Origin of the sequence: Streptomyces sp. OZ13 (genome assembly GCF_052068155.1) — a bacterium.
GTDB lineage: Bacteria > Actinomycetota > Actinomycetes > Streptomycetales > Streptomycetaceae > Streptomyces.
The window spans coordinates 1-22,601 of sequence record NZ_JBQHCZ010000025.1; the positions used below are offsets into that span (position 1 = coordinate 1).

17 protein-coding genes and 5 pseudogenes are annotated in these 22,601 nt (G+C 67.0%); 10 read left to right on the forward strand and 12 right to left on the reverse strand.

Annotated elements, in window-relative coordinates:
• Positions 1-247: 247 nt before the first annotated feature.
• The 3 genes and pseudogenes from ACTMTU_RS34255 to ACTMTU_RS34265 all read right to left on the reverse strand — a co-directional run bounded on the left by ACTMTU_RS34255 (position 248) and on the right by ACTMTU_RS34265 (position 2,557).
• Positions 248-868: a hypothetical protein gene (locus ACTMTU_RS34255; RefSeq protein ID WP_441267334.1), complete on the reverse strand. Its 621-nt coding sequence runs from the start codon at positions 866-868 to the stop codon at positions 248-250.
• Between the two features lie 76 nt (positions 869-944).
• Positions 945-1,743 (reverse strand): annotated as a pseudogene (locus ACTMTU_RS34260) (IS5 family transposase).
• 98 nt (positions 1,744-1,841) lie between these two features.
• Positions 1,842-2,557 (reverse strand): annotated as a pseudogene (locus tag ACTMTU_RS34265) (transposase).
• Positions 2,558-2,797: 240 nt separating this feature from the next.
• On the opposite strand from ACTMTU_RS34265, the gene ACTMTU_RS34270 reads away from it, so the two are divergent.
• Positions 2,798-3,298, forward strand: coding sequence for a GNAT family N-acetyltransferase (locus ACTMTU_RS34270; protein WP_441267335.1), 501 nt, complete (start codon positions 2,798-2,800; stop codon positions 3,296-3,298).
• 272 nt (positions 3,299-3,570) lie between these two features.
• Here ACTMTU_RS34270 and ACTMTU_RS34275 read toward each other — a convergent pair whose 3' ends face one another.
• Positions 3,571-4,224, reverse strand: a complete 654-nt coding sequence (locus ACTMTU_RS34275) for a hypothetical protein (RefSeq protein WP_441267336.1) — start codon at positions 4,222-4,224, stop codon at positions 3,571-3,573.
• Positions 4,225-4,576: 352 nt separating this feature from the next.
• Between ACTMTU_RS34275 and ACTMTU_RS34280 the strand changes: the two are divergent.
• Positions 4,577-5,811, forward strand: a pseudogene (locus tag ACTMTU_RS34280) (PP2C family protein-serine/threonine phosphatase).
• Between the two features lie 127 nt (positions 5,812-5,938).
• Positions 5,939-6,268, forward strand: coding sequence for an RNA polymerase sigma factor (locus ACTMTU_RS34285; RefSeq protein ID WP_441267337.1), 330 nt, complete (start codon positions 5,939-5,941; stop codon positions 6,266-6,268).
• A gap of 103 nt (positions 6,269-6,371) precedes the next feature.
• Here the strand turns inward: ACTMTU_RS34285 and ACTMTU_RS34290 are convergent, their stop codons facing one another.
• Positions 6,372-6,692 carry a DUF6191 domain-containing protein gene (locus ACTMTU_RS34290; RefSeq protein ID WP_441267338.1) on the reverse strand — a complete coding sequence of 107 codons (321 nt, stop codon included), beginning with the start codon at positions 6,690-6,692 and terminating at the stop codon, positions 6,372-6,374.
• A gap of 418 nt (positions 6,693-7,110) precedes the next feature.
• Between ACTMTU_RS34290 and ACTMTU_RS34295 the strand changes: the two genes are divergently transcribed.
• Together ACTMTU_RS34295 and ACTMTU_RS34300 are read left to right on the forward strand one after the other, a co-directional pair.
• On the forward strand, positions 7,111-7,461 hold the full coding sequence (locus tag ACTMTU_RS34295; RefSeq protein ID WP_441267339.1) for a hypothetical protein: 351 nt from the start codon (positions 7,111-7,113) through the stop codon (positions 7,459-7,461).
• 626 nt (positions 7,462-8,087) lie between these two features.
• Complete coding sequence (locus ACTMTU_RS34300) at positions 8,088-10,127, forward strand: NACHT domain-containing protein (protein ID WP_441267340.1); 2,040 nt, start codon at positions 8,088-8,090, stop codon at positions 10,125-10,127.
• 175 nt (positions 10,128-10,302) lie between these two features.
• Here ACTMTU_RS34300 and ACTMTU_RS34305 read toward each other — a convergent pair.
• The 3 genes and pseudogenes from ACTMTU_RS34305 to ACTMTU_RS34315 form a co-directional block, all read right to left on the reverse strand.
• A pseudogene (locus tag ACTMTU_RS34305) lies at positions 10,303-10,600 on the reverse strand (3'-5' exonuclease); the annotation flags it as partial.
• A gap of 313 nt (positions 10,601-10,913) precedes the next feature.
• Positions 10,914-11,282, reverse strand: coding sequence for a hypothetical protein (locus ACTMTU_RS34310; protein ID WP_441267341.1), 369 nt, complete (start codon positions 11,280-11,282; stop codon positions 10,914-10,916).
• A gap of 272 nt (positions 11,283-11,554) precedes the next feature.
• A complete protein-coding gene (locus ACTMTU_RS34315) occupies positions 11,555-15,067 on the reverse strand; it encodes an NB-ARC domain-containing protein (protein WP_441267342.1) in 3,513 nt (1,170 codons plus the stop codon).
• A 450-nt stretch (positions 15,068-15,517) separates the two neighbouring features.
• Between ACTMTU_RS34315 and ACTMTU_RS34320 the strand changes: the two genes are divergently transcribed.
• From ACTMTU_RS34320 to ACTMTU_RS34330, 3 genes are all read left to right on the forward strand, one after another.
• Positions 15,518-15,832 carry an ArsR/SmtB family transcription factor gene (locus ACTMTU_RS34320; protein WP_441267343.1) on the forward strand — a complete coding sequence of 105 codons (315 nt, stop codon included), beginning with the start codon at positions 15,518-15,520 and terminating at the stop codon, positions 15,830-15,832.
• A complete protein-coding gene (locus ACTMTU_RS34325; protein ID WP_441267344.1) occupies positions 15,829-16,239 on the forward strand; it encodes an SRPBCC family protein in 411 nt (136 codons plus the stop codon). Before ACTMTU_RS34320 ends, ACTMTU_RS34325 begins: the two co-directional genes overlap by 4 nt.
• Positions 16,240-17,385: 1,146 nt before the next feature.
• A complete protein-coding gene (locus ACTMTU_RS34330; protein ID WP_441267345.1) occupies positions 17,386-18,090 on the forward strand; it encodes a hypothetical protein in 705 nt (234 codons plus the stop codon).
• Between the two features lie 752 nt (positions 18,091-18,842).
• On the opposite strand, the pseudogene ACTMTU_RS34335 reads toward ACTMTU_RS34330, so the two are convergent.
• A pseudogene (locus ACTMTU_RS34335) lies at positions 18,843-19,077 on the reverse strand (ATP-binding protein); the annotation flags it as partial.
• Between the two features lie 157 nt (positions 19,078-19,234).
• On the opposite strand from ACTMTU_RS34335, the gene ACTMTU_RS34340 reads away from it, so the two are divergent.
• Positions 19,235-19,720, forward strand: coding sequence for a hypothetical protein (locus tag ACTMTU_RS34340; RefSeq protein ID WP_441267346.1), 486 nt, complete (start codon positions 19,235-19,237; stop codon positions 19,718-19,720).
• Between the two features lie 153 nt (positions 19,721-19,873).
• Here ACTMTU_RS34340 and ACTMTU_RS34345 read toward each other — a convergent pair whose 3' ends face one another.
• Entirely contained in the window at positions 19,874-20,062 is a 189-nt protein-coding gene (locus ACTMTU_RS34345) for a DUF6262 family protein (RefSeq protein ID WP_441267386.1), read from the reverse strand.
• Positions 20,063-20,429: 367 nt separating this feature from the next.
• Positions 20,430-20,891, reverse strand: a complete 462-nt coding sequence (locus ACTMTU_RS34350) for an ester cyclase (RefSeq protein ID WP_441267347.1) — start codon at positions 20,889-20,891, stop codon at positions 20,430-20,432.
• Positions 20,892-20,977: 86 nt separating this feature from the next.
• On the opposite strand from ACTMTU_RS34350, the gene ACTMTU_RS34355 reads away from it, so the two are divergent.
• Positions 20,978-21,445 (forward strand): MarR family winged helix-turn-helix transcriptional regulator, encoded by a 468-nt coding sequence (locus ACTMTU_RS34355; protein ID WP_441267348.1) that lies wholly within the window; start codon positions 20,978-20,980, stop codon positions 21,443-21,445.
• Between the two features lie 113 nt (positions 21,446-21,558).
• Here ACTMTU_RS34355 and ACTMTU_RS34360 read toward each other — a convergent pair whose 3' ends face one another.
• Positions 21,559-22,596: a PP2C family protein-serine/threonine phosphatase gene (locus ACTMTU_RS34360; protein ID WP_441267349.1), complete on the reverse strand. Its 1,038-nt coding sequence runs from the start codon at positions 22,594-22,596 to the stop codon at positions 21,559-21,561.
• Between the last annotated feature and the right edge of the window lie 5 nt (positions 22,597-22,601).

The following is a 22,601-nucleotide window of genomic DNA, read 5'->3' on the forward strand; positions in this document are numbered from 1 at the left end:
CAGACACCCAACAGATCCTGCCGACACAACACCCAACTGCCAAGCCCCACAACGAACTTCATTCTGAAACGATCAGTAAGAAGTCATCTCAATTGGTGAGCCTGCGGTAGCAGATCGGAGTGCAGACCACGCTGGTGAAGGCGATGGCCATCGGTGTCGTCCCAGTGGGGAGGCAGGGCTCCAGCAGAGTGCCGTCGTTACGACGGCTGCTCGGTCAGCTGCGCGGCCGAGGGCTGACGGGCCGCCGTCAGGAGCATTGCCCCAGTCCGATGAGGGTGAGTCCCACCTGCGCGGCGATCCAGTGGGCGTATGGTTCTCTGCTCGGGTTGGCGTCACGGACGTGAACGAAGACGGTGTGGTCGTCGGTAGGCACGTCAAGTTCGCGCGTATGGGCGTTGAGGAGAATGCTCACTTCAGCGTGCTTGTCCTCGCCACGGAATCCCACCTCGGGCGCGTCCGGCCACCGCAGCCAGTGCCAGTTGATCCAGCCTACATTCGCACCGATCGCCGCAGTGAGACCGTCCTCGATACTGCCGATCGGAAGGTTCCACGCCTCCCACTCCACCGGCAGCCGCCCCTCGAAGGCGGCCGCCTCGGTCGGCAGGCCGCTCGTAGGGACACCGGCGACCAGGGCTGGCAGGTCCTCGAGCGGCACCCCCTCCACTTCCTCCCACGTGGACGCCCCGCAGAACTGCCCCTCGGTCATGGCCTTCGCCATCCGCCGCACCGCGGCGACGGAGGAAAGCTCCGCGAACCCTGAGACCTTGGAGTACTCGCAGCGACCGAACTCCATGAGACGGCGCGCGATACGGAGGGCGAGTACAGGATCGGAGGTGCGGAAAACCGGATAGGCGATGTCATTGGACATCCGGTTACTGTGTCACGGCCCCGTCATCACGAGCCATCGCATATTCGGCACGCTCGCTGTGCTCACGACCAGTCATTCATGTGGCAAGTCTGCGGAAACAGATAAGGGTGCACGCGAGGCTGGTAAAGGCAAGGAAGTGCTCGGCCTTGCGTTCGTAGCGCCGGTGGAGTCGGCGACAGCCGGCAAGCCCGGCCATCGTCCGTTCGATCGTCCAGCGGTGTCGGCCCAGCCGCTGTGAGGTTTCGACACCCTTCCGGGCGATGCGGTGCTGGATGCCTCGCTGCGAAAGCCATTTCCTCAGGGGAGGATAGTCGTAGCCCTTGTCGGCCTGGAGCTTGCCCGGCCTTCGCCGACGAGGGCCGCGGCGGGACCGGATCGGAGGTATGCCCTTCACGAGCGGGATCAGGGCCTGACTGTCGTGGACGTTGGCGCCGGAGATGCCGACGGACAGGGGCAGACCGGTCCGCTCGGTGATCAGATGGATCTTCGGCCGAACTTGCCCCGGTCAACAGGATTCGGACCCATCAGGTCCCCCTTTTCAGGGCCCGCATGTTCACCGAGTCGATCGCGCACCGCGACCAGTCCAGGTCGCCGCGGGAGCCGAGCTCGTCGAGGACCAGGCGATGGAGCTTGGCCCACACCCGGGCCTTCGTCCACTCGGCGAACCGGCGATGGGCCGTCGCACCGGACGGGCCGAACGAAGCCGCGGGCAACTGCTGCCACGTGCAGCCCGAGGTCGCCACGAACACGATCGACGCCAGCACCTCCCGGTCGCCGTGGCGACGCCGACCGCCACCCTGTGGCCGCGACGGCGCCTCCGGGACCACCCGCTGGAACAACTCCCACAGCTCGTCAGGCACCAGCCGCTCAACGATCCCCGCCACAGCAGCAGCCTACTCGGCCAAATGAGATGATCTGTAAGGGCTGTCCCGTAAATGATCTTTGGCGGCTGGGTGACCTGCTTGTTCCTGCGTCACCCGGCAAGTGCGAGGTTGTGCAGGCGGGCGATGCCGAGCATGGCGTGATGGACACCGTCGCCTTTGAGACGGCAGTCGCGGAGGATCTTCCAGGTCTTCATGCGGGCGAAGACGTGCTCGACGCGGGCGCGGACTTTGCGGTGGGAGGCGTTGTGTTCCTCTTTCAAGGTCGGCAATTCGGCCTGGCCGGGTTCGCGACGGTGCGGAATGACCGGGCCGGTGCCGCGGTAGCCGCCGTCCGCGATGACCGTGGTGCGGCCGACGGCGTCCTTGGCGCCGGACAGCTCCCACGCCTTGCAGTCATTGCGATTGCCGGGCAGCGGGCGGCCGACCGTGACGATCAGCCGGGTGTCGGCGTCGATGACGACCTGGTGGTTGGTGGAGTATCGGTAGTTCTTCGACTGCTCGGCGACCTGATGGTCGCGGGTGGGGACCAGGGTGCCGTCCACGATCAGCACGGTGTCCCTGCGGAACCGCTTGCGCTGCTGGAGGGCGAGCGCGGGTCCAAGGTGGTCGATGATGCGGTCGACCGCGGACTTGGACACCCCGAACAGCGGCGCCAGTTGGCGCAGTGTCAGGTTCGTACGCCAGTACGCGGCGACCAGCAGCACTCGGTCCTCCAGCGGCAGGCTCCACGGCCGGCCCCTGCGCACCGGATCTGCCCCTCACGCCGGAACGCGGTGATCGGCACGCCGAACTGACGCGGGCTCAGCCCGGAGAACGGGGGCTATCCAGGACAGCTTTTGCCGGCGATTAGGCACATGAGGCATGTGGATGCCGGAGCAGCGAGGTTCGCTGCAACCACTCGTGCGCCTGACGACCCGGTCCGCGATTGAGGTCGGGGTGGCGTTGGGTAGTCGGGTTGAGATGCCCGTGCGCCTGGGCAGGGCAGGCGGACTGAGATACTCCGGCCATGGATGCTGGGGTGATGGGGAGCGGTACGCGATCGGACATGGCAGTGCCTGCACGGACAACGTCGGCGCACGCCGCGGGCTGGGGGCTGCGTTCTGCGGTGGCAGCGGACATCGAGGTGATCGCGGAGTTGCGGGCCACGGTCATGCGTGCGGACTTGGAACGCCTTGGGCGCTACGACGAGCACCGGGTACGGCAGCGGCTGCGGGACTCCTTCTCCCCGCAGCACACGTCGATCATCGTGATCGACCGTGAACTCGCAGGATGCGTCACGGTCCGGCCCGCCGAAGGCAGGCAGTGGCTGGAGCACTTCTACCTGGCTCCGCGCTGTCAGGGCCGAGGGCTCGGATCCGCTGTGTTGCGCACGGTACTGGAGCGAACGGACGCGCAGGGCATGACCGTGGGCTTGAACGTCTTGCAGGGCAGTGCTGCCCGTCGACTCTACGAGCGCCACGGATTCGTCGTGGAAGCCCAGGACCCGATCGACGTCTTCATGCTGCGCCCGCCGGGGGCGAAGGCGAGCACTCCTGCGAAAGCCTGACGCCTCCGTGGGGCAGCGGGAGTGCGCAGACGCGCTGCCGGGGGCCCGGACAGCGACGAATGCGGGGTGTGGGACAAGGGCTGCATCACGGGCATGGCGCTCGGAGTCCCGGATCGTGACGTACGGCGCCGACCCGAAGAAATGACACCGTCACACAGCCCTGTTTTGACTGCAGGAATGGGTGCCGCGCTGCAGGCCGCCGTGCGGCACACATGAGCGAGGCCCGCGAGGGAGACGAAAGCCAGCAGTTCCTGCGAGGACATACCGCTCACCTAGTCGTGGAGCACGGTGCCGTCCACTTTCCTGTGCTCGGTAGCCCTGTTGAAGCCTGTTACGACGTACTGACCTTCCTTGGGGATCCTCGTCTTGTGGTCCTTGCCCGCGCCCACGCTCCAGTGCACAACCAGACTCCACTCGCATCGACTCGAGGTGGTTGTGATCAGGAGAGTGACAGGCTCTGGGTCGGATTGCGTCACCGCATATTTGGGAGATTCGACTAGATCACCCTTTTCGTTCTTAAAGGTGATCTTTGGGGGGTCGGCGTCAGCCTGAAGCACTGCCGACGTCCTGGGAAGCAAGCTCACATACGCATCATCGCGGACGTATACCCCTTCGACGCTGGGGCCGCAGTCCACTACGGGCTCGAATTGCTTCACGGTCACTGTCTTGTCGGACTTTCCATGCAGGATGAAATCGAGACGTTGCGAAACCGGTGTACCTCCGTTCTTCTCGGCCCATGAGTCCAACTCCGCGCGGTCGAGTTTCTCAGGCGACGGCTTGAGATCGACGTATGCTTTTCCTTCGAAGACCCATCCGGCTTCGGCATCTTCGAATGGTTCGTCGGCGTCGATACTGAGCCCGTGTTCGTCCTCGCCGAAGATGCGTTGAGCAAGGTGAACCACACCTGGCCCCAGCCATTCGGTCACGGCGAACACGATGATCCCGCCGACTACGGTGAAGAGCAGGCCCTTGACGCCGGCCGACTGACGTCGCCACCACCGTTTGGCACGTGCACGAAGGCCAACGCCACGCGAGGGGACTGAAGGGTCCCCTTCTGGATCTTGCCGCGTCATCAGGCCACGTTAAAGCGCAGACCAAGGCAAGCAGGTACACAACACGGTCGTGCGGCTTGATCCAAACACCAGGCGAAGAGCCGTCGGGGAGCCAGGCCAGTGCTCTGTGGATCGGACCGGCAGTCGTCCGGCGGGCGCACGTGGCGGGTACCTCGTAGTTTGGAGATGAAGGCGGTCGCGCTCGTAGAGATCGGTAGGCACGCGCGTGACGACAGCGGAGATCGATTTCGAGGAGCTGTTCGACGCCGCGCCGAACCCGCTTCTGGCGCTGGACGCCGACCTGGTGGTCCACTACGCGAACCGGGCCTACCTCAGGATCACCGGCAGCACCCGCGAAGAACTGGCCGGGCGGTCAGTTCTGGAGGCATTCCCGGACATGTCTGCTCCGCCCGATGCGGCGCGTGATTTCGGTTCCTCACTCCAGCATGTGCTCGACTCCCGCGAGCCCGATGTGGTGGCGCCGCACCGATTCGACGTTCCCGTCGTCGGTCGGCCGGGAGAGGTCGAGGAGCGATGGTGGTGCGGGTTGTCGAGCCCCGTCCTGGGGCCTGACGGCGCCGTGAAGTGGATCATCGTGCGGGCCGACGATGTCACCGAGTTCATGGGCTCCCCCGTCATCCGTGAGCTCACCCCACCGCTGAGCAAGCAGGGTCCAGGGATCGCGGCCCAGGTATACGCGCGGTCGCACGATCTGGAACGGCTGAACGAGCAACTTCGCCAGGCGCATGCCCGCGAGCGGGAAATCGCCGTCACCCTTCAGGACGTCATGCTCCGCGCGCCCGACTTGGACAGGCACCAGGACATCGCCGTGCGCTGCCTGCCCGCCAGCGGCTCACTCAACGTGTGCGGCGACTGGTACGACGTGGTCGATCTGCCGCCCGACCGCTACTCCATCACCATCGGGGACGTCGTGGGCCACGGCCTGCAGGCCGCCGCCGTCATGGGCATGCTGCGCAGCGCCCTGAGCGCAGCCATCCGTGCCGTTCCGAGCCCCGCGCAGGCCTTGGAGGTACTGGGTCTGTATGCCCGGGCGGTCGACGGTGCGCTGGCCACCACCGTGGTCAAGGTGCTCATCGACCCGCGCAGCCGGCTGATCAGCTAGCAACGCCGGCCGTCCACCGCCGGTACTGCTCCATCCAAACGGCGGCCGGCAGTTGCTGGACCAGGCCACGGAACCGCCGCTGGGCGCCCGACCAGATCATGTCCCCCCGCCCCCAGGCCGGCCTGTCCTACAGCCCAAGGGACACGCTTGCGCTCTACACCGACGGTCTCATCGAACGCCGCGGTGAGGACATCGACGCCGGTCTGACCCGGCTGACCGACGCCCTCGCTCAGTACAGCACCCTCCCCGTTGAACAACTCGCCGATGCGTTGCTGGCCCACCTGGGCGTCACCGGCGGCAGCCGGGACGACATCGCCCTCGTCGTCGTCCGCCTGTGACCCCTGCCAAGACGGCGGGCTGTCAGGTGATAGCAGCACAGCGCCCTGGGCGCTCGCCCAACCACGGAAGCAGGGAAAGGCGCGCGCAGGTGTTCCTGCCACAAGCCGGCCACGCCTTCTCCTCGGCATGGCGCGACGACGGCTGCGCGCCCATCAGAGCGAGGCTGAACGCAGGCAGCTTTCGCTCGACTCTCTGGGAGCCATGGGGTGGGACACACCCACCGACGAGGACGCGATGGCCTTGTCGGAGCAGCAACTCGACTACCTCGCCGCTCTCAGGGACCTGCCGCTCCAAGCGCGAGAGGCCCTCACTCTGGCGGGCGAACACGATTTCAGCACGGCCGAGATCGCCGAAGCGATGGGAGTCGGTCGCTCCACCGCCGCTCGCCTGCTCAAGGAGGCACGGCAGGCACTGGCCGGTCGCGGGCGGTCCACTCCACCCGACCGGACCGCCTGACGTCCGGCCCTGAAGACAGCGTGCGGCGTCGCTCCCAGTGCGGGGATGGTTCGAGCGCAACCTCTTGGCTTGTTCCTCAAGGTCTGACTGTGCTGAGGGCCTGTTACTGACCGGCCTGCACGATCCGGACGACCGCAGTCCCTGCCTCCAGGTCCACCGCTGTTCGGTTCGGTGGCGCCCCGTCTTCCTCGTCATCCCTCATCACCAGTGCGGACTGCCGCTCCTTGAGTTCGTTCTGCTTCCCGGGTGAAAAGCCCGCGTGGAGCTGCTCGAACCCGGTCGCCGATATCTGACCCTGCCGGACGCTGTTCCGCCAGGGCAGCAGTCCGGCCCGTCCGGCACGGAGAAGCAGTTGATCTGCGAAGGCCACGACTGTCAGGAGGATGACCAGTCCGGGCAAGGTCATGAAGACGGCAAATTCCATGCCATCAGTATCCAGACTGGGGGTGACGCCTTTCATCCCGCTCGGTCCAGCCGCGCTGTGCCCGATACGTCATCCTGACCCCGGACGAGCCACTGACACGTCACGTGGCAGTGATGACTGAGGTCCCCGTGGTCCAGCGGGTGAGCCGGCGGGTGGTCCAGCTGCCGATGTCGGGGGCGGGCCGTCGGACAGTATGGTGAGACGGCCACTCCCCCGTGCCGGGGGCGGCGGCCTCTACCGTTCGACCGCACAGCAAGGGGCGTCCGCTCGTGGGCGACGACTACTTCGGCATCCGGGACTACCGGCCCGTATGGCGGCCGGGCCGCGATGCCGCTGCTGCGCACGGCGAGCGCCTGGCCCGTCTCACCGGGCGCACACTGACGCACGCCTGGCTGCTCTGGGACGTCCACGACGACGAGTGGTTCGCCGACGCGCCGGTCCTGCTCGACTTCGAGGCGAGCAGCTGGAGATCCAGCACCAGAAGTTCGACGACCTCTCCCTCACATGGAACACGGTCACCCCTGACACCAACCCTTTCCGCTGGGCGGACTTCACGCTGCGCTGGCGCAACGACCTGGTTACCGGGTCGGGTGAGGCAGTCTCGGCGGTCGAACTGCTGGAGTGGCGCGGACAGGACATGGCACGCGGCATGGTCGCGGTGAGCATGGTCCTCGCGCAGGGCCGCGTCACGGTCCACAACGCGCTCGACGAGAACGGGCTGGCCTTCGGCCCACCCGAACCGGAGTACCACGCTCTCCCCCTGCGGTGAGCGACGGCGCGGGATCCGCGGCAGTAGCCGACGGACAGCGGCGATCCGGCCCTATGCGATCTGAATTCCGGCTAACTGGCCGCTGTTGAGGGGGCTGCGTGCCTGCTCCGTTTCCAGGGGGCGGCCGTCGGCCGCCCCTTCGTCGTTCCGGGCGGCACAGCCGAGTCCCCCGAAGGCCCCGTTGTCGAGCCGCCGGGACCTTTCGGCATGCTCTCTTCCCCGTTCCAGGTCGGAGACAGCCATGCCCGCATGCTTCCACGACCCCGAACTGCAGGCTATCCACGAACGAGATCATGGGGCTCGTTCCGGCTGCTCTGCGGGCGCTGTCAGGGCCGTGGGAATAGGCGCATCCATCGTCGTGCCCACGGTGAACTTGCCTCACCGGTCGGCGTCTTGGAGCGGCTGGGCGGCTGGGATCCGTCTTTCGGGGCCCAGTCTGCTCTGGCGCAGGAGTGCTATGCGCCTCCGAGGGGGAACACCCCGTCATGAAAAGCAGTGGTGGGCGTCACGGGCGAGCACTCTGGGCATGGGGCGGGGTGCTGCTCACCCTTACCGGGGCTGCCGGAGTCGCGTGGACTGTGAAGGCAGCGCGGACTCCAGGCCTCGACCCCGGGGGATTCGCCGGAGTGCTGAGCTTCGGTGTGGGGCTACTTGCTCTGGTTGTGGGGTTGATCGCGCTGGCAGTGGCGTGGGCCTCGTATCAGGCGGACCGCCGTGATCACGCGGACAGTGTGCGACTGACCGACCTCGCTGACGATCTGGCGCTGAAGGTCCGGGCTCAGTGGGAAGGCGAGGGCAAGGTTCGCCGCCTGTACGAGCCTGGTTCCTTGACCGTGTCGTGGAAGCAGGCTCCCGAGGGTCTGACCGAGCAGTGGTCGAAGATCAGAGAGGCTGCCGAGCGATGGCCCCGTGCAGGCTCGGTCGACACCAGCGCGTGGGCCACAAGTCCCGCTGACTTGGCGGGAGAGGGCAGCGAAATCAAGGATGTGTTCTCCCGGCGCGTTCCCACGGACCGCTTGGTCATACTGGGGCAAGAGGGCGCGGGGAAGACTGTGTTGCTCGTGCAGTTGCTGTTGGATCTCCTTGTGGAGCGCCCGGCAGGCGAAGGGGCACGCGTCCCGGTTCTCTTCTCTTTGGCGTCCTGGAATCCGGTCGAGGAGAGCGACTTGTTCGCGTGGATGGACCGTAGGCTGGCAATCGACTACGAGTTCATGGGCCTCCCCGCCCCGGCGCCGGACAGTTCGGTCAGTCGCGGCAGAGCTCTGCTCGACAGACGGCTGATCCTTCCGCTCCTCGACGGCTTCGACGAGATCCCGCATGGGTTCCGGATGCAAGCGCTGATGAAGATCAACGAGGCGATGGTCGAAGGTCAGGGGATCGTTCTCTCCTGCCGCACCCAGGACTACCGGAATGCGTTGTCGCAGGAGCCGGGTGCCTTGGGGGCACTGCCTGTGCCGCTGGAGAGAGCAGCCGGCATCGAACTACAGAATCTCGACGCCGGCATCGTGGAGCGCTTTCTGCGCGAAGGGACCGATGAAGAAGGTTTCCTCACGGGTCGCTGGCGTCCCGTCACAGACCTGTTGGCTGACACAGCACAGCCCATCGCCCAAGCACTGAGCACCCCGCTGATGGCCTCGCTGGCGAAAACCATCTACAACCCCCGGCCTGGTGATCCACTTTCCGGCCTCCCTGACCCTGCCGAGCTGCTCGCCGACAGTGTTGCGGGCAGACCACGTACTCGCGCCGAGATTGAGGACCACTTGCTCGCCGGCTTTCTTCCCGCCGCGTACCGCCGCCACCGCGGCCATCCGTGCCGCTGGACGTCGAACGATGCACAGGCGGCCCTACAGTTCTTGGCTTGTCACCTCAAGGACAACCTGAATCACACTACCGATGTCGAATGGTGGAAGTTGCATCGAGCAACACCTCGCGTCGTCTCTGCCCTGGTGGTCGGCCTCCCGGTATGGATCACAGTCGTGGTCCTCATCAGCTGGATGGCTGCTTCACCGCTCCCCTGGTGGGGGGCCGTCGCTACAGGGACGATCATCGGAAGTTACGCCCTTGTGCTCTTCTGCACTGTCCTGGTGCCCAGATCCGAGCCGGCAGCGAGGATCCATGTGCCATGGCTTTCCGCAGCCGGGCTCGTGGCCGGATGCTGCTTCGTGGGCTATTTGGAAGACTGGGGCACCGCCTTCCTGTCACTGCCGCTCGTGGCCGTCGTGGTCTTTCTGGTGTTCGGCTGGAGGGCGACCCGGTCCGCCGACATCGTCACCGCCATGGATCCGGTATCCATCCTGGAGCGGGACCGCAGCACCGCGCGCAAGATCATTATCGGCTCTGCGCTGGTGTGCGTGGTCACCACCATCGGATTGGCCACGGTGGGGCTGGTCAGGACAGGGTGGGACGCACTCGAGGGTACGGCGTGGGTCCTGCTGGGCTTCCCTTTGTTCGGACTCTACGTGGGGATCGCCATCGCCTTCCGCCAGACCGCTTCGCCGGCTCTCGCCGTTGCATGCTGGTACTTCGCGGTACGTGGGAGGGCCCCTCGCGATCTCATGGGCTTCCTGGCTGACGCCCATGAGCGGCATAGCGTGCTCCGGCGTGTGGGAGCCGTGTACCAGTTCCGACACCTCGACCTCCAGCAGCACCTCGCCAACCGTCAATAGGGAGGTGCCTGGTCAACGACGGAACCGGATCAGGTTCTCGAGTCGGTACGACCGCCCGTGCCGTCGAAGTAACCCTCGGCACAGCATTCCTCCGTCCAGCCAGGGCCTGAACGGAGGAAGTTGCGCATGCGGTGGGGGTGACGGGCTGTGCAGGCTGGTACTGCAACGCCGAGATCCCGGCGGGGTGGTCGTTGATCCAGGAGAGGCCTCCGAGGTCCAGGCAGGTGCGGGCTGGTGACGGCTATGTAGGCCAGGCGCGCTTCTGCTTCGTCGATGGGCCCTGGGACGCGTAGGCCGGCGTTGTCTCGCTGGTCGGTGTCCTTGGGTGCGGTGAAGTCGTCGGCGATTCTCACCGTGCTCCATTCGCGGCCTTTGGCGCGGTGGGCGGTGGAGATGGTGACTTCAGCGGTGTCTTCTGGCCCAAGTCGGTCGACGGCTGTGAGGACGGTGTCGGTGCCGTGTTGGTCGATGAGGGGCTCTCCCCTGAAGTGGACGGGCTGTGCGTGGGCCTCTGTTCAGCTCTGGGGTGTCGGTGCCGACCCCTAAGATCCGCGTCATGCGTGAGTTCTTCATGGTGGGTGGGCGGAAGCTGTCGTATCTGGACTTCGGTGGTCCGGGGAGACCGCTTGTGGCCCTGCACGGTCACTACAACGAAGCGTCGGCGTTCGCGTCGCTCGCAGAGGCGTTGGCGCCGCGGTGGCGGGTGATCGCGGCATCACGATGCTCCGGATCAGTTCGCCGCGGCTGTCACCACTTTTCTGTCGGAGCCCTTCTGAGCGGTGGAGTTCAGGCTGCCAGGCGGTGTCTGTCCTGGTCAGGGTCCGGATAGGTGCGGTGACGATCGCGGGTGAGATGGAGCACCAGTACTCGTGCTGTCCCCTGGCCCGCGGGCACCACCGGTCCACCCGACCTCTGAGGAGACATGCCACGCCGGGCGGCGCCGGTGAGCAGGCTGGCCCACTCGTCCTCGGCGAGGGCGGCCTGGAGCATGAGGGTGTTGACGAACACCAGGCGCTGTTCTGGTCCCGTGTCCGCCCCTGCGGGGAGGTCCGGCTCGACATGGTCCGCAGCCGGGGAGGGCGGCCTACTGCCGTTGAATCCGGTCAACAGGCGCGGCCGGTGGCCGTGCCATGGGGAGGCGCCGATGCTGGGCATGATCAGCCGTCACGGCGCGTCAATTCCCGCACCGCGTCCCCGAACCGGGCATGGTGCAGGGCATCCAGCTGGGACAGCCCGTACCGCAGGCCCCGCGCGCGGACCGCTTCGCCTCGGCAGCACGCTCCCTGACGCCCCAAGATCTGCGTCAGAACCGAGCAGTAGGAACATTTGCTGCGGCGGGCGTGTGGACAGGGGGCCATGCAGGTGCCAGCCGTGGCGCACCTCACGTTGCGTGAGGACGCAGTCGGACAGGCGTACCGACAGAGAGTTCAGGTGAGCAGTGCGTAGAGGTAGAGGCCGCCCTGTCCTGCTACGGCCAGTTCGTGATTCGGTCCCCAGGCACATGAGTGCAAGGGCTCTTCGGTGCGGGCGACGGCGACCAGGCAGTGGCTGCCGGCGGCGTAGATTCTGACCGTTCGGTCCCGGCTGGCCGTGGCCAGCCAGTCGCCGTCCGGCGCGATGGCCACGGACACTGCGTGGGTGTGGCCGGTGAGGGTGGCCGTGCAGCTGCCGGTCGCCGGGTTCCACACCTTGACATCGCCGAGGTAGCCGGCGGTGGCGAGCCAGGTTCCGTCCGGGGCGATGGCGACGGACTGGACTGCGTCGTTGTGGGCGTCGAGGGTGGCCGTGCAGGTGCCGGTGGCCCGGTCCCACAACCTGATGGTGCCGTCGTAGTACCCGGCAGCCAGCCAGGTTCCGTCCGGGGCGATGGCGAGCGAGAAGATCTCGCCGGTGCGGCCGCGGAGCGTTGCGGTGCAGGTGCCGCTCGCCCGGTCCCACAACCTCACCGTGTCGTCGTGGCCCCCGGACGCCAGCCAGGAACCGTCCGGGGCGATGACCACGGAAGTGATCTCGGCGGTGTGTCCGCTGAGGGTGGCCGTGCGGGTGCCGCCGGCCCGGTCCCACAGGTGCACCTTGTTGCGGAGGTCGGCGGTGGCGAGCCATGTTCCGTCCGGAGCGATCGCCAGTGTGCCGTCTCCGATGCATGACTCGGCAAGGGTGGCCGTACAAGTGGCGGTGGCCCGGTCCCAGAGGCGGACTTTGAAGTCCTCACCGACGGAGGCGAGCCACGAGCCGTCGGGTGAGATGGCTGCCGCGCGCACTGCGTACGAGGATCCGCTCGACATGAGGGACCCGGTTGTCCGGTCCCAGATGCGCAGGGTTCTGTCGCGGCTGGCGGTGGCGAGCCATGTGCCGTCGGGAGCGATCGCCACGGATCGCACGTGGCGGTGGCCGGTGAGAATGGTGTTGCAGCTGGCGGTGGCCGTGTCCCACAAGCGCACCGACTTGTCGCGGCTGGCGGTGGCCATCCATGACCCGTCGGGAGCGATCGCCACGGTGTGTACCCAGTCGGTGTGGTCGGTGAGGGTGGCCGTGCAGGTGGCGGTGGCCCGGTCCCACAGACGGACGGTGTTGTCGTGGCCGGCGGTGGCGAGCCATGTTCCGTCCGGAGCGATGGCCACGGTTGTGACCTCGCTCTGGTGGCCGGTGAGGGTGGCTGTGCAGGTGGCTGTGGCGGGGTCCCACAGCCACACCTTCCCGTCGTCGGCGGCGCTGGCGAGCCAGGAGCCGTCCGGTGCGATCGCTACCGACCGCACGGCATCCGTGTGCCCTGCGAGGGTGGCGGTGCAGGTTCCGCCGGCTTGGTCCCACAGGCGCACGGTCTCGTCGAGGCCGGCGGTTGCCAGCCAGGATCCGTCGGGGCTGACGGCTACGGCGGTAATGCCGTTGCTGTGGCCCTTGAGGGTGGTGGTGCACGTACCTGTGGCCCGCTCCCACAGGCGCGCTTCGCCGTCGGCGCCGGCGGAAGCGATCCAGGTGCCGTCGGGGGCGATGGCCACCGCTGTGGCCTCGCTCCTGTGGCGGCCCAGGGTGGCCAGGCAGGAGCCGGTGGCCCGGTCCCACAGACGGACGGTGTTGTCGTACCCGGCGCTGGCAAGCCACGTCCCGTCAGGGGAGATGGCCACCGCCGCCACGTCCATCATGTGGCCGGTGAGGGTTCGTTGAAGGGCTTCGTGGGGGGCGTCCGGCGACGGCCATTCATGTGTCAGGCACGGTCGCAGGCCGGGATCGTTGCGGCGCGCGGCAATTTGGTCCCGCCACAGCGGGTGGCTCTCCAAAAGATGGTGCAGGACGCTGGTGAGCGCGTTGGCCGGGTCTGTCGGGGTGAGGAGGTGGGCGATCTGAGCGAGGCTGCGGGCCAGGGCGTCGGCGGGGGCGCTTCCGACGCGTGTGAGGTCGGTTGTCGCGGCGGACGGGCCGCGCTGGATCAGACGGGCTTCCACCCAGCGCACGTCGCCTGCAGCAGTTTCGGCGAGTGCCGTTCGCCCGGCACCCATGAGATGGTCGATGAGGTGGTCGAGGAGATAGCCGTCGCGCAGCTGCCACCACGCGCTCTCCGGTGTCCTGGAGGTCAGGGCCTGTGCCGGGGGAAGTGTTGCGGCGACAGAGTCGACGAACACGCCGTTGAGCCGCAGAAGACCGGCCGTGCCGAGGTCGCCGCGCAGGTAGTCCCTGATGACGTCGTGCAGGCTGACTGTGCCCCCTCCCTCACGGGCGAGGGTGATCAGCGACAGACGCTCCAGGTCCGCGCACAGCAGCCGGGACTGGTCCTCTGTCAGGCTGCCGGTGGCCCGCCACAGCAGAGCGATCGCCGAGAGGGGCACCAGTTCGTCCTCTGCGAAGATCCCGAGCTCGGTGAACCGGTCCGTCGCGCCGGGAGGAAGCAGGGTGGTGGCGGCCTCGACCGTGGCCTGAACGGCCTGGCTGCGCTGGGCTGGGTCGTCCAAGTCCCAGACGGCCCCCGGCTGGTCCACCCCGGCCGGCCCGGTAGCACTGATCCGGGCAAGGACTCGTTCGCCGGCTGTCTGCGGATCGACGCCGGTGTGGACCAGTTCGGCGATCAGCCGGTTCGCCAGTCGCAGGAGCAGCGCCCATCGGCCAGTCTTTCTCAGCAGCGAATCGACCAAGCCCGCGGGCATTGCAGGGAGGTTGTGGGTCAGGACCGCGAGGGCCTGGTCGGGGGACATCGCGTCGACATGGATCCGCTGCGTGCCCGAGGGCAAGAGGTGCGGATTGCGAGTGGTGACGAGCCGGACACAGGGGCCGCCGCCGATGAGGAAGGGCGCGAGTTGTTCTTCCTCCCAGACGTCATCGAGGACGAGCAGGGTACGCGGCCGGGCGTCCAGCAGCCGGCCGAGGTGCGCACCGGCGAGCCGGGGGTCATCGAACTCGGTGGTATCACCCGTGATGAACCGGGTCACCTCAGCGACCTTCGCTGCGATGGCAGCGCGGCCGCGGACATCCCGGCCGATCGTGACCGGATAGATCCGTTGCTTGAACCGTGAGCGCACTGCGCGGCGGTCGCACACGGCGGTCGCGAGCGTCGTCTTCCCGAAGCCGCCCGCGCCCCACAGCGAGGTCGTGATGCCGACCGAGGACCTGCCCCGGCACACCGCCTTCACCACCGCCCGGGTCTGGGCCCGGCCGACGAACCAGTCCGGGACTTGAGCACGCGGAGGCGGAGGGGGGTCACCGGTGATCGCGGGCGGCCTCAGCTGCATCCACACCGCGGTTCCGGCCGCGATGACCGCCAGCGCTCCCAGGCCAATCACCCAGGGCCACGGATTGGTACGCAACGCGTCGAGCGGGCCGGGCCATCGAGCCGTGGCCGTGGCGGCGTTTCCAGCCAGCGCCAGCAGTACGGCCAGTGCGGCGGTCAGGCCACCGAGGAAGACCAGGCCCGCTTTCCACGACCACATCCGCACCGCTGCAACCCCCATGTCGTTCTCCCCGCGCGGACCATAGCCGCAGCCGCCCCGGCAACTCAGCAGAATCGGAGAACCCACAAGGCGTACCTGCCAGTCCAGTAGCAGGAAGCACGCTGTCTCGGCGTTCGAGAGAGGTCGTTCTGAGACGGCTGTGTCGGCGCCGTCGACCTGCAGACACTTGTCCTTGTGCGCCCGCCGCCTGAGTCCACGCGCCGCAGATGCAGCGGCACAGGCCAGTATCGGCTCCGCCCGCGCTGCGGCCGAGCCCAGAGCAGTGCGTTAAGCCCTGCCGAGTCGCAGAGTCCCGGACAGGTTCAGCACCAACCGCCCGCCACCGGTGATGAGGGCCTTTCCTAGCCGGACGGTTCCCAGGCGGCCACTACCCAGGGGCAGTGGGCGCGATCCACCGAGATCAGTCGGAGATTGTTGACGCGTCGGGAATCTCCGACGTATTGTTCGGTCATGCCTACAGACGTGTTCGGCGTGTTGGCCAACCCGGTGCGTCGCAGACTGCTCGAGCACCTGCGTGAAGGACCTCGCTCCACCGGCGAGCTGGCCGGGATGTTCGAGCTGGGAAGACCTGCGGTCTCCGAGCATCTGTCGGTGCTCCGCACCGCCGGGCTGGTGCGCGAGGAGCCGCGCGGCCGGCACCGCTTCTACCACCTCGAACCGGCCCGGCTGAGCGAGGTGAGCGAGTGGCTGCACCCGTTCGAGCACTACTGGCAGCAGCGCCTGGACGCGCTCGCCGATCTCCTGGACAAGGAAAACGAGAGATGACCGAGAACAACACGATCACCTACGAGAAGTTCCTGCCCCACCCCCCGGCGGCGGTGTGGAAGGCTCTGACCGACCCCGACCTCCATGCACGCTGGTGGGCCGCCGGCGACATCAAGCCCGTCGTCGGACACCGCTTCACCCTCGACATGGGCAGCTTCGGCAGCCAGCCCTGCGAGGTCACCGAGGCGGACGACCAGCGCCTGCTGGCCTACCGATTCGCCGAAGGGACCCTCGACACCACCATCACCTGGACGCTCCAGCCGGAAGGCGAAGGCACCCGCCTCGTCCTCACCCACGCGGGCTTCGACCTCGATTCCCCGATGGGCCGACAAGCCTACGACGGCATGGGCAAGGGCTGGCCGCGCGTCCTGGACCGCCTCGACGCCGCACTGAACGAGACCGCCTGAACGCGTCTTTTCCCATCGAGGGTGGTCGTGTCCCAGCGCGAGTCTCCTCCCACCCGTGATCAGAGCCGCGACGGGCACCGTCAGCGCGGGAGCGGCCTACCTTCCAGCTTTGAGCCCTTTACCCTTGGCGGCGGCACACTGAAGGCGTGGGCGACTTCCGAGGGGACCTCACGGTGATCGCTGACGGCGTTGAGTTCATAGCCGCAGCAGATCTACGGTCGTGGGTCGAAGAAGCAAGTCGCTGGCTTCGGTCCTACTACCGCGATTGTTGACGGTGGGACCGACTGGCACGGCACGCCGGGTTTCCCAGATGGTGAGAATGCGGCGTGGCTGTGACGGCGGCCGAGTCGCCACTGTTGCGGATGCCGGACGGGCGCGAAGCCCGCTTCGTGGTCAGCCGGGTGACCTCGAAACCGGGCGACTACTCATAGATGGGAGCGGCAGTCCGCAGCAATGCGTCTATGGCTGCGAACTTGACCAACCGGACAGTCCCTTGAAGCCGTGCGGCGGCCGGGGTTCCTCTCACCTCCGGTGCCGTTGTCGCCGCCCAGCCCGTCTTCGAGAGGGTCGGCCGCCCTCCGGAACAACACCCCCTCGAAGTTGCCGAACTGGGGCGTGGGGGCATGTGTGACGTGACTCCTGGGTGTGTACCAGCGTCTCGAAACTTCTGGAGCGAGAACAGAACATGTTGCCGCTCGTTCGCTACTCCATTCCCAGCCGTGATGTCATGCTTCCCGCCTCGCCCGAGCGGAGCATGACCGGCTCGGGACCGATCAGATCGGCTCCCAGCATTGCGTCGACACAATGCCGGCAGGGTTGTACCCCCATGCGGGCTCAGGAACGTGTTTGCGACCTCTGACGGGCGCTGAATCGCTGCCGGCGCCGGAGTCACGATGTGATGTCTTGTGTCATGGTCGGGCGATCCGCGTACCGACGAAGTGGTGTGGCTGTAGGCGCCTTTCACAAGTGCCGCACCGGTTCACAGGTGCCGAACGCATTCGGACTTGGCGGACCGGGTGTCGGAAGCGGCAGGATCGCCTCTGTGCCCTCCGTCCAGGAACTGGTGTTGGTCTTTGTTGCCGAACGTAATGTCATCGGCCTACGCTGCAGCACACCCTTGCCCGGTCATAAGCCCTGGAGCTCATCGTGCCCACACCCGCAAACGCGAATCTCACCATCGAAGCTGCCACCGCACTGCTGACGGAGGAACTGCCGCAGCTGGAAGCCCACCAACAGTCGCTGGAGAAGGACCTCGCTGCTGTTACCGAGCGGCTCGAGTCAGTCCGCAGCGCCCTCAGTGCGTTGCAGGCTCTTTCCGCAACCACCGTGCCGATGCCGCAGGTCGAGGCCGAACCGGACTTCGAGACTGCTGACGCCGATAAGCCTTCGGGCCGCGAAAGCGTGGCAGCAGTAGCGACCACCGACACTGGCCGTGAGGAGCCGTCATCGGCGCCAGAGGCCGAACAGCCTCTGGCGCCCGCTGCCGAAACCAAACCCCGGAGGCGACCCGCTTCGAGGAAGAAGACTGCATCCAAGAAGGCCCCCGCCAAGACCGCAGCGAAGACCCGCCGGACCAAGAGCACCGCGTCCTCTGCGAAGGCTGCGCCCGCGCAGAAGGCAAAGGGTGAGGCCCACTCTCCGGTCGAGGCGGCTGGGCTGACTGATCAGGTCGCCGCCGTGCTCGCCCGCCATGCGGCCGCCCCCATGCGTGCCCGGGAAGTCGCACAGATCCTGGGCCGCGACGAGTCCGCGGGTGCCATCAACACGGTGCGCAGCACTCTCGACCGGCTGGTCGCCACATCCCGTGCCCACCGTGCAGGCCGCGGCCTGTACCAGGCTCCGGGTAACTGACGCAGGCGGCCGGGCGCTGCACCGCCACTGACCAACGCCCTTGCACGTCTTTTCGAGATCGCCCCACCGCCGAGCGAGCCCCGCCGGAAAGATCGGGGCCGGGCCGAGCGCAGCCTTGGGGTCGAGCCTCCCACCGACTGCAAGGAGCTCGTCCACGTCTATGAGGGAAGTACCTGGGACGACTATCTGTACCTCCTGGAGCTTGGCTGCCCAACGAGAACTACGACCTCGTCGAACGGGCAGAGCACCGGGCCGAAGACCTGGAAGATCTGTGGAAATTCGAGAAGAAGCCGGCGGAACTGGAGGGGTCCCGAGTCATCCCCTGGGCAACCAAGGACAACGGAGAGTGCCTCTACTGGCTTGTTCGGCCAAGCCTTGAGCCGGACCAGTGGAGCGTCATGGTGAACGAGGCGCGCGGCGACCGATGGGAGCACTTCTCCGCATCCTGCACGCATTCCTCGCGTCTGCTCTTGATGGAGAGCTGCAGTCGAACATCGTCTCGTCCTGTTCCCGCGCGCTACACATGAGTTCCACCAACTTGGCGCGGTGTGACGACGCGGAACTCTGTCGGCCCCAAGGGCTTCGGAGTAGCGCGGATGACCCCGATTGCTGACGCTTGGATGCCTTTGAGGTTCTAACAGAAGCCGTTGATGGTGTGACTGTCGGCTTGTGTGCTCGTCGGTTTGTCCGTGGGGAGAGAGCAGTTCGGCGCCGTGGCGGTCGAATTCCATGTAGCCGAGCGCGTCGTTTCAGAGCAGGTCGACGCGGCCGTAGCTCGTTCACCAGTTTGGTGGCAAGGGTGTAGCGGACGCGATAGCCCTGTATCGCGGCTTCTGCACCCAGGGCGATGAGCGGGTGGGACTTGTCGGTGCCGGAGTCGCCGATCAGGCAGAGCAGCTGGCTCTTCTTGATCCACTCGCAGCTGGCGAGGGTGTTGACCACGGCGGGATCGATGTTGGCGTTGGCGTCGAAGTCGAAGGCCTCGAGTTATCTGGGGTACCAGTGAGGGCGTCGTGCAAAACAGCTGTTCAGGACGCTGCGGATGCGTCCTGAAGGTGGCAGAGGTTCAACCTTTGCCCAGGGCGGTTGCTCGATCGAGGTAAGTCGCTGTCGTGTTCGAGTAGTACAACCGTAGGATCACGCCATGACTGCCGATGCCCCGCTCACCCGAGAGTCGTTCCGGCGCCTCCATCCGATCAGCGCGCCCCGGCCGGTGTCTCAGTTGCCGGATCGTGTCTGGACCGACGAGGACTGGGACCGGATCCAACGCGGATATCGAGCCCGGGACATGGATGAGAAGTGGAACGTCTTCGTCGAAGGCGATGTCCTTTTCATGCACCGGAGTTGGACCGGTCACGGCGTCTATGAGGCGTCCTTTGCCCCCGTGACTGGTGGGGGCAGGAGGATCGCCTCTGCTGTGGTGGAGGCTGATGTGGAGCGCTATCGGAGCAAGGGCGACGAGTACGACCGTCTGATGATGGAACTGATCATCAGCGCCATCATCCTTGGAGAGCCCGCCGCCGACCTCCGGGCCGGTCTCGTGGAGTCGACTGCCCGGGCGCCAGGAAGGAGCGATCTTCCCGCGGGCGTGGTGGAGCACAGTGTTCTGGGCTTGCGCTCGGGATCGTAGGCTCCGCAGTCTGGCGAGTGTTCACAGCCCCCGGGCCATACGACTGCATCACGCGTGGCAAGCGCAGGATCTCGCCGTGTGCGGCGGCCAGTCGCTGTTCGGGCTCTTGGGCACGCTCGCGGTGGGTGTTGCGCTCACGACGAAGGGCTTCGGTCAGAGTATGGATAACCGTGCCGTCGTCGACCGAGGGGCACGCCGGTCCGCGGTCCGTTGCTGGCCGTGCAGGGTCTCGATGCGTCTCCGCAGGTCGGTGTGGGCATAGAGGAAGTCCAGGCTGACACCCGCCCTTCGGGCGACGGCCCGGAAGTTGATCTCCTCGCCCTCCTTGATCAGCCTTCGGATGCCCCCTCCGCCCGTTGGACGGCCTGCCGGTGCTTGTCCCGGGCGGCCTGCCGCAGGGCGGCGATCCGCCGGTCAGCAGGAGGCACGGCTTCCGGGACCGAAGAGCGCCTGCCGGGAAGCGATCACCCCCGACGGGAGAAGCGGTCGGAGAGTGCGGGATCGGCTCTGCTGAGGAGGTCTCCACAGGACGCGCCGGGGATGGGAGGCATACGGACGGACAGGTAATCATCGATCTCTCCCCCACCGTACGACCCCACGAACTCACGGCAGTCCGCTGGGAGTTCCAGCCGCGTCGTGCTGGTTCAACACCAAGGCAAGCGGCTACAGGGAGGACCGATACCCCGGCCAGCGCGTTGAGTCGTGTCTGTCAGTGGTGAGCAGGACCGTTGGGGCCGGAGATGGCGCCGAGCTGGGACAGGCCGTCGAGGATGTCGGTGCAGGTCCAGTACTCGACGAACCGGCCGTCGCGGACGCGCAGGATGTCGTTGCCGCTGAAGGAGATCTTCGTGCCGATGGGGGCGGTGGCCTGGGGGATGCCACCGGTGTAGGTGGCGCGCATGGTCCAGCGGGCGGAGATCAGGTCGCCGTCGACGATCGGGCCGAGGTCGACGGTGATGGTGATGTCGCCGAAGGTGGCCATGGTCTGCTCGATCTCGGGCAGCAGGCGCTCGGGGCCGGTGGTGGCCTCGGAGTCGGTGCCGTCCGGGCGGGCCTGGTGGACGACGAAGCCGGGGTCGAGGATCTCCTTGGCGTGGCTGAAGTCGCCGCGCCACATCTCGCTCCAACGGCCGTAGAGGACACGCAGATGCTCGGAGGTGTGGGTGGTCATGGGTTCTCCCAAGGGTCGTGCTACAAATTATCTGCACCGCACATTATCTGCGTGACGCAGATATAGATAGACACGAGGGTGATTCCATGTCAAACCGAACCCGTGAGGAGCTGGTCGAGGCGGTCACCGTGGCGGCCCGGCGCCACCACGCCGCCTACACCTTGTTCAACCAGGCCATGGCCGAACACCTCGGCCTGCACCCCACCGACCTCCAGTGCGTCAGCCTGCTCGCCCTGGAATCCGAGCCCTGCACCCTGGGCGAGATCGCGGAGCTGACAGGACTGACCTCCGGATCGGCCACCCGCCTGGTCGACCGCCTCCAGAAGGCCGGCCTCGCCGAACGCCGCCCCGACCCCCGTGACCGGCGCAAGATGCTCGTCACCCTCACCCGTGGCCGCACCCCCGAGATCGAAGCCGCCTGGGATGCCCCCGGCAAAGCCTTCGACCAGACGCTGGAGGACTTCACCGACGACGAGCTCACCGTGATCGAGCGATACCTGCGGCGCACCACGGACGTCGGCACCGCACAGACCGCACGCCTGCGTTCCGACTGACCCGACAACCACCCGGTCGCCCTCCGGGGGGCATCCGCACGCGAGCTTCAGAAACCCTGTTTTCTGAAGATCCCTCCCGCCGGGTCGTGGGACCCCTCCGAGCCTGTGTTGTTTCAGGGCTCACACAGGCGTACGGCGAGGGCGGCGATGTCGTCGTCAAGGCTTCCCCTGGTGTAGCGGAGAAGATCGCGGTGAAGGGCCGTGAGCAGTTGGCGGGGCGGCGTCGGGGGCTGTCGACGCATCCAAGCTGCCAGCGGGAAGAACTCGCCGTCGCGGGCGCGGGCCTCGGTGATCCCGTCGGTATAGAGAAGCAGCAGGTCGTCGGGGGCGAAGTCGAAGGTGTCGACGTTGTACTGATCACCGATCAGCTCCGCGAGGCTGAGCAGTGGTGAGGGGGTGGCCGGCTCGAGGACACGGAGTTTCCCGCGGTTCAGGAGCAGCGGCGGGGGATGTCCGCAGTTGAGGACGTCGATACGTCCTCCCTCGTGCGGGATCTCGACGAGAAGGGCGGTGGCGAAACGCTCCATCGGCCCCTCGGGGGGAAAGGCGGCGTTGTAACGGGTGCTGCTGGCGTCGAGCCTGCGTGCGACGTTGACCATGTCGGTCTCGTGGTAGGCCGCCTCCCGGAAGGCGTTGACGATCGCCGCGGCCGCCCCCACTGCCGGCAGGCCCTTGCCCCGCACGTCACCGATGAGCAGCCTCACGCCGTACGGCGTGTCGACCACCTCGTAGAAATCCCCACCGATGCGGGCCTCCGCGGCGGCAGCGAGATACAGCGACTCGACCTCGATGCTGCCGAAGCGGCGCGGCATAGGGCTCAGCACCACCTGCTGCGCCGCGTCGGCGACGAGGCGTACATGGAAGAGGGTGCGCTCTCGCTGGAGCCGGACATGGCTTCCGTACGCGGCAGCCACGGTCACCGCGATGATCCCCGCAGCCGTCCACCATGTCCCCAGATCGGGGAAGACGAGGCTGAGCCCGATCATCAGAAAGAGGCAGACCGTCCCGAGCAGGACCGTGGGGAGCACCGGCCACATGGCGGCGGCGAGGGCCGGCGCCGCGGGCAAGAGGCGGCTGAAGGCCAATTCCCGTGGCGTGGCGTATGCCAGGCTGGCGATGACGACGGTCAGGATGACCGGCGACAGCCTCACAAGTC

Bases quoted from the DNA above. Each gene is read 5' to 3' on its own strand.
- ACTMTU_RS34255 (WP_441267334.1), bottom strand. From the start codon at position 868: ATGTCCAATGACATCGCCTATCCGGTTTTCCGCACCTCCGATCCTGTA.
- ACTMTU_RS34270 (WP_441267335.1), top strand. From the start codon at position 2,798: ATGGCAGTGCCTGCACGGACAACGTCGGCGCACGCCGCGGGCTGGGGG.
- ACTMTU_RS34285 (WP_441267337.1), top strand. From the start codon at position 5,939: ATGGCGCGACGACGGCTGCGCGCCCATCAGAGCGAGGCTGAACGCAGG.
- ACTMTU_RS34290 (WP_441267338.1), bottom strand. From the start codon at position 6,692: ATGGAATTTGCCGTCTTCATGACCTTGCCCGGACTGGTCATCCTCCTG.
- ACTMTU_RS34310 (WP_441267341.1), bottom strand. From the start codon at position 11,282: ATGCCCAGCATCGGCGCCTCCCCATGGCACGGCCACCGGCCGCGCCTG.
- ACTMTU_RS34315 (WP_441267342.1), bottom strand. From the start codon at position 15,067: ATGGGGGTTGCAGCGGTGCGGATGTGGTCGTGGAAAGCGGGCCTGGTC.
- ACTMTU_RS34320 (WP_441267343.1), top strand. From the start codon at position 15,518: ATGCCTACAGACGTGTTCGGCGTGTTGGCCAACCCGGTGCGTCGCAGA.
- ACTMTU_RS34325 (WP_441267344.1), top strand. From the start codon at position 15,829: ATGACCGAGAACAACACGATCACCTACGAGAAGTTCCTGCCCCACCCC.
- ACTMTU_RS34340 (WP_441267346.1), top strand. From the start codon at position 19,235: ATGACTGCCGATGCCCCGCTCACCCGAGAGTCGTTCCGGCGCCTCCAT.
- ACTMTU_RS34350 (WP_441267347.1), bottom strand. From the start codon at position 20,891: ATGACCACCCACACCTCCGAGCATCTGCGTGTCCTCTACGGCCGTTGG.
- ACTMTU_RS34355 (WP_441267348.1), top strand. From the start codon at position 20,978: ATGTCAAACCGAACCCGTGAGGAGCTGGTCGAGGCGGTCACCGTGGCG.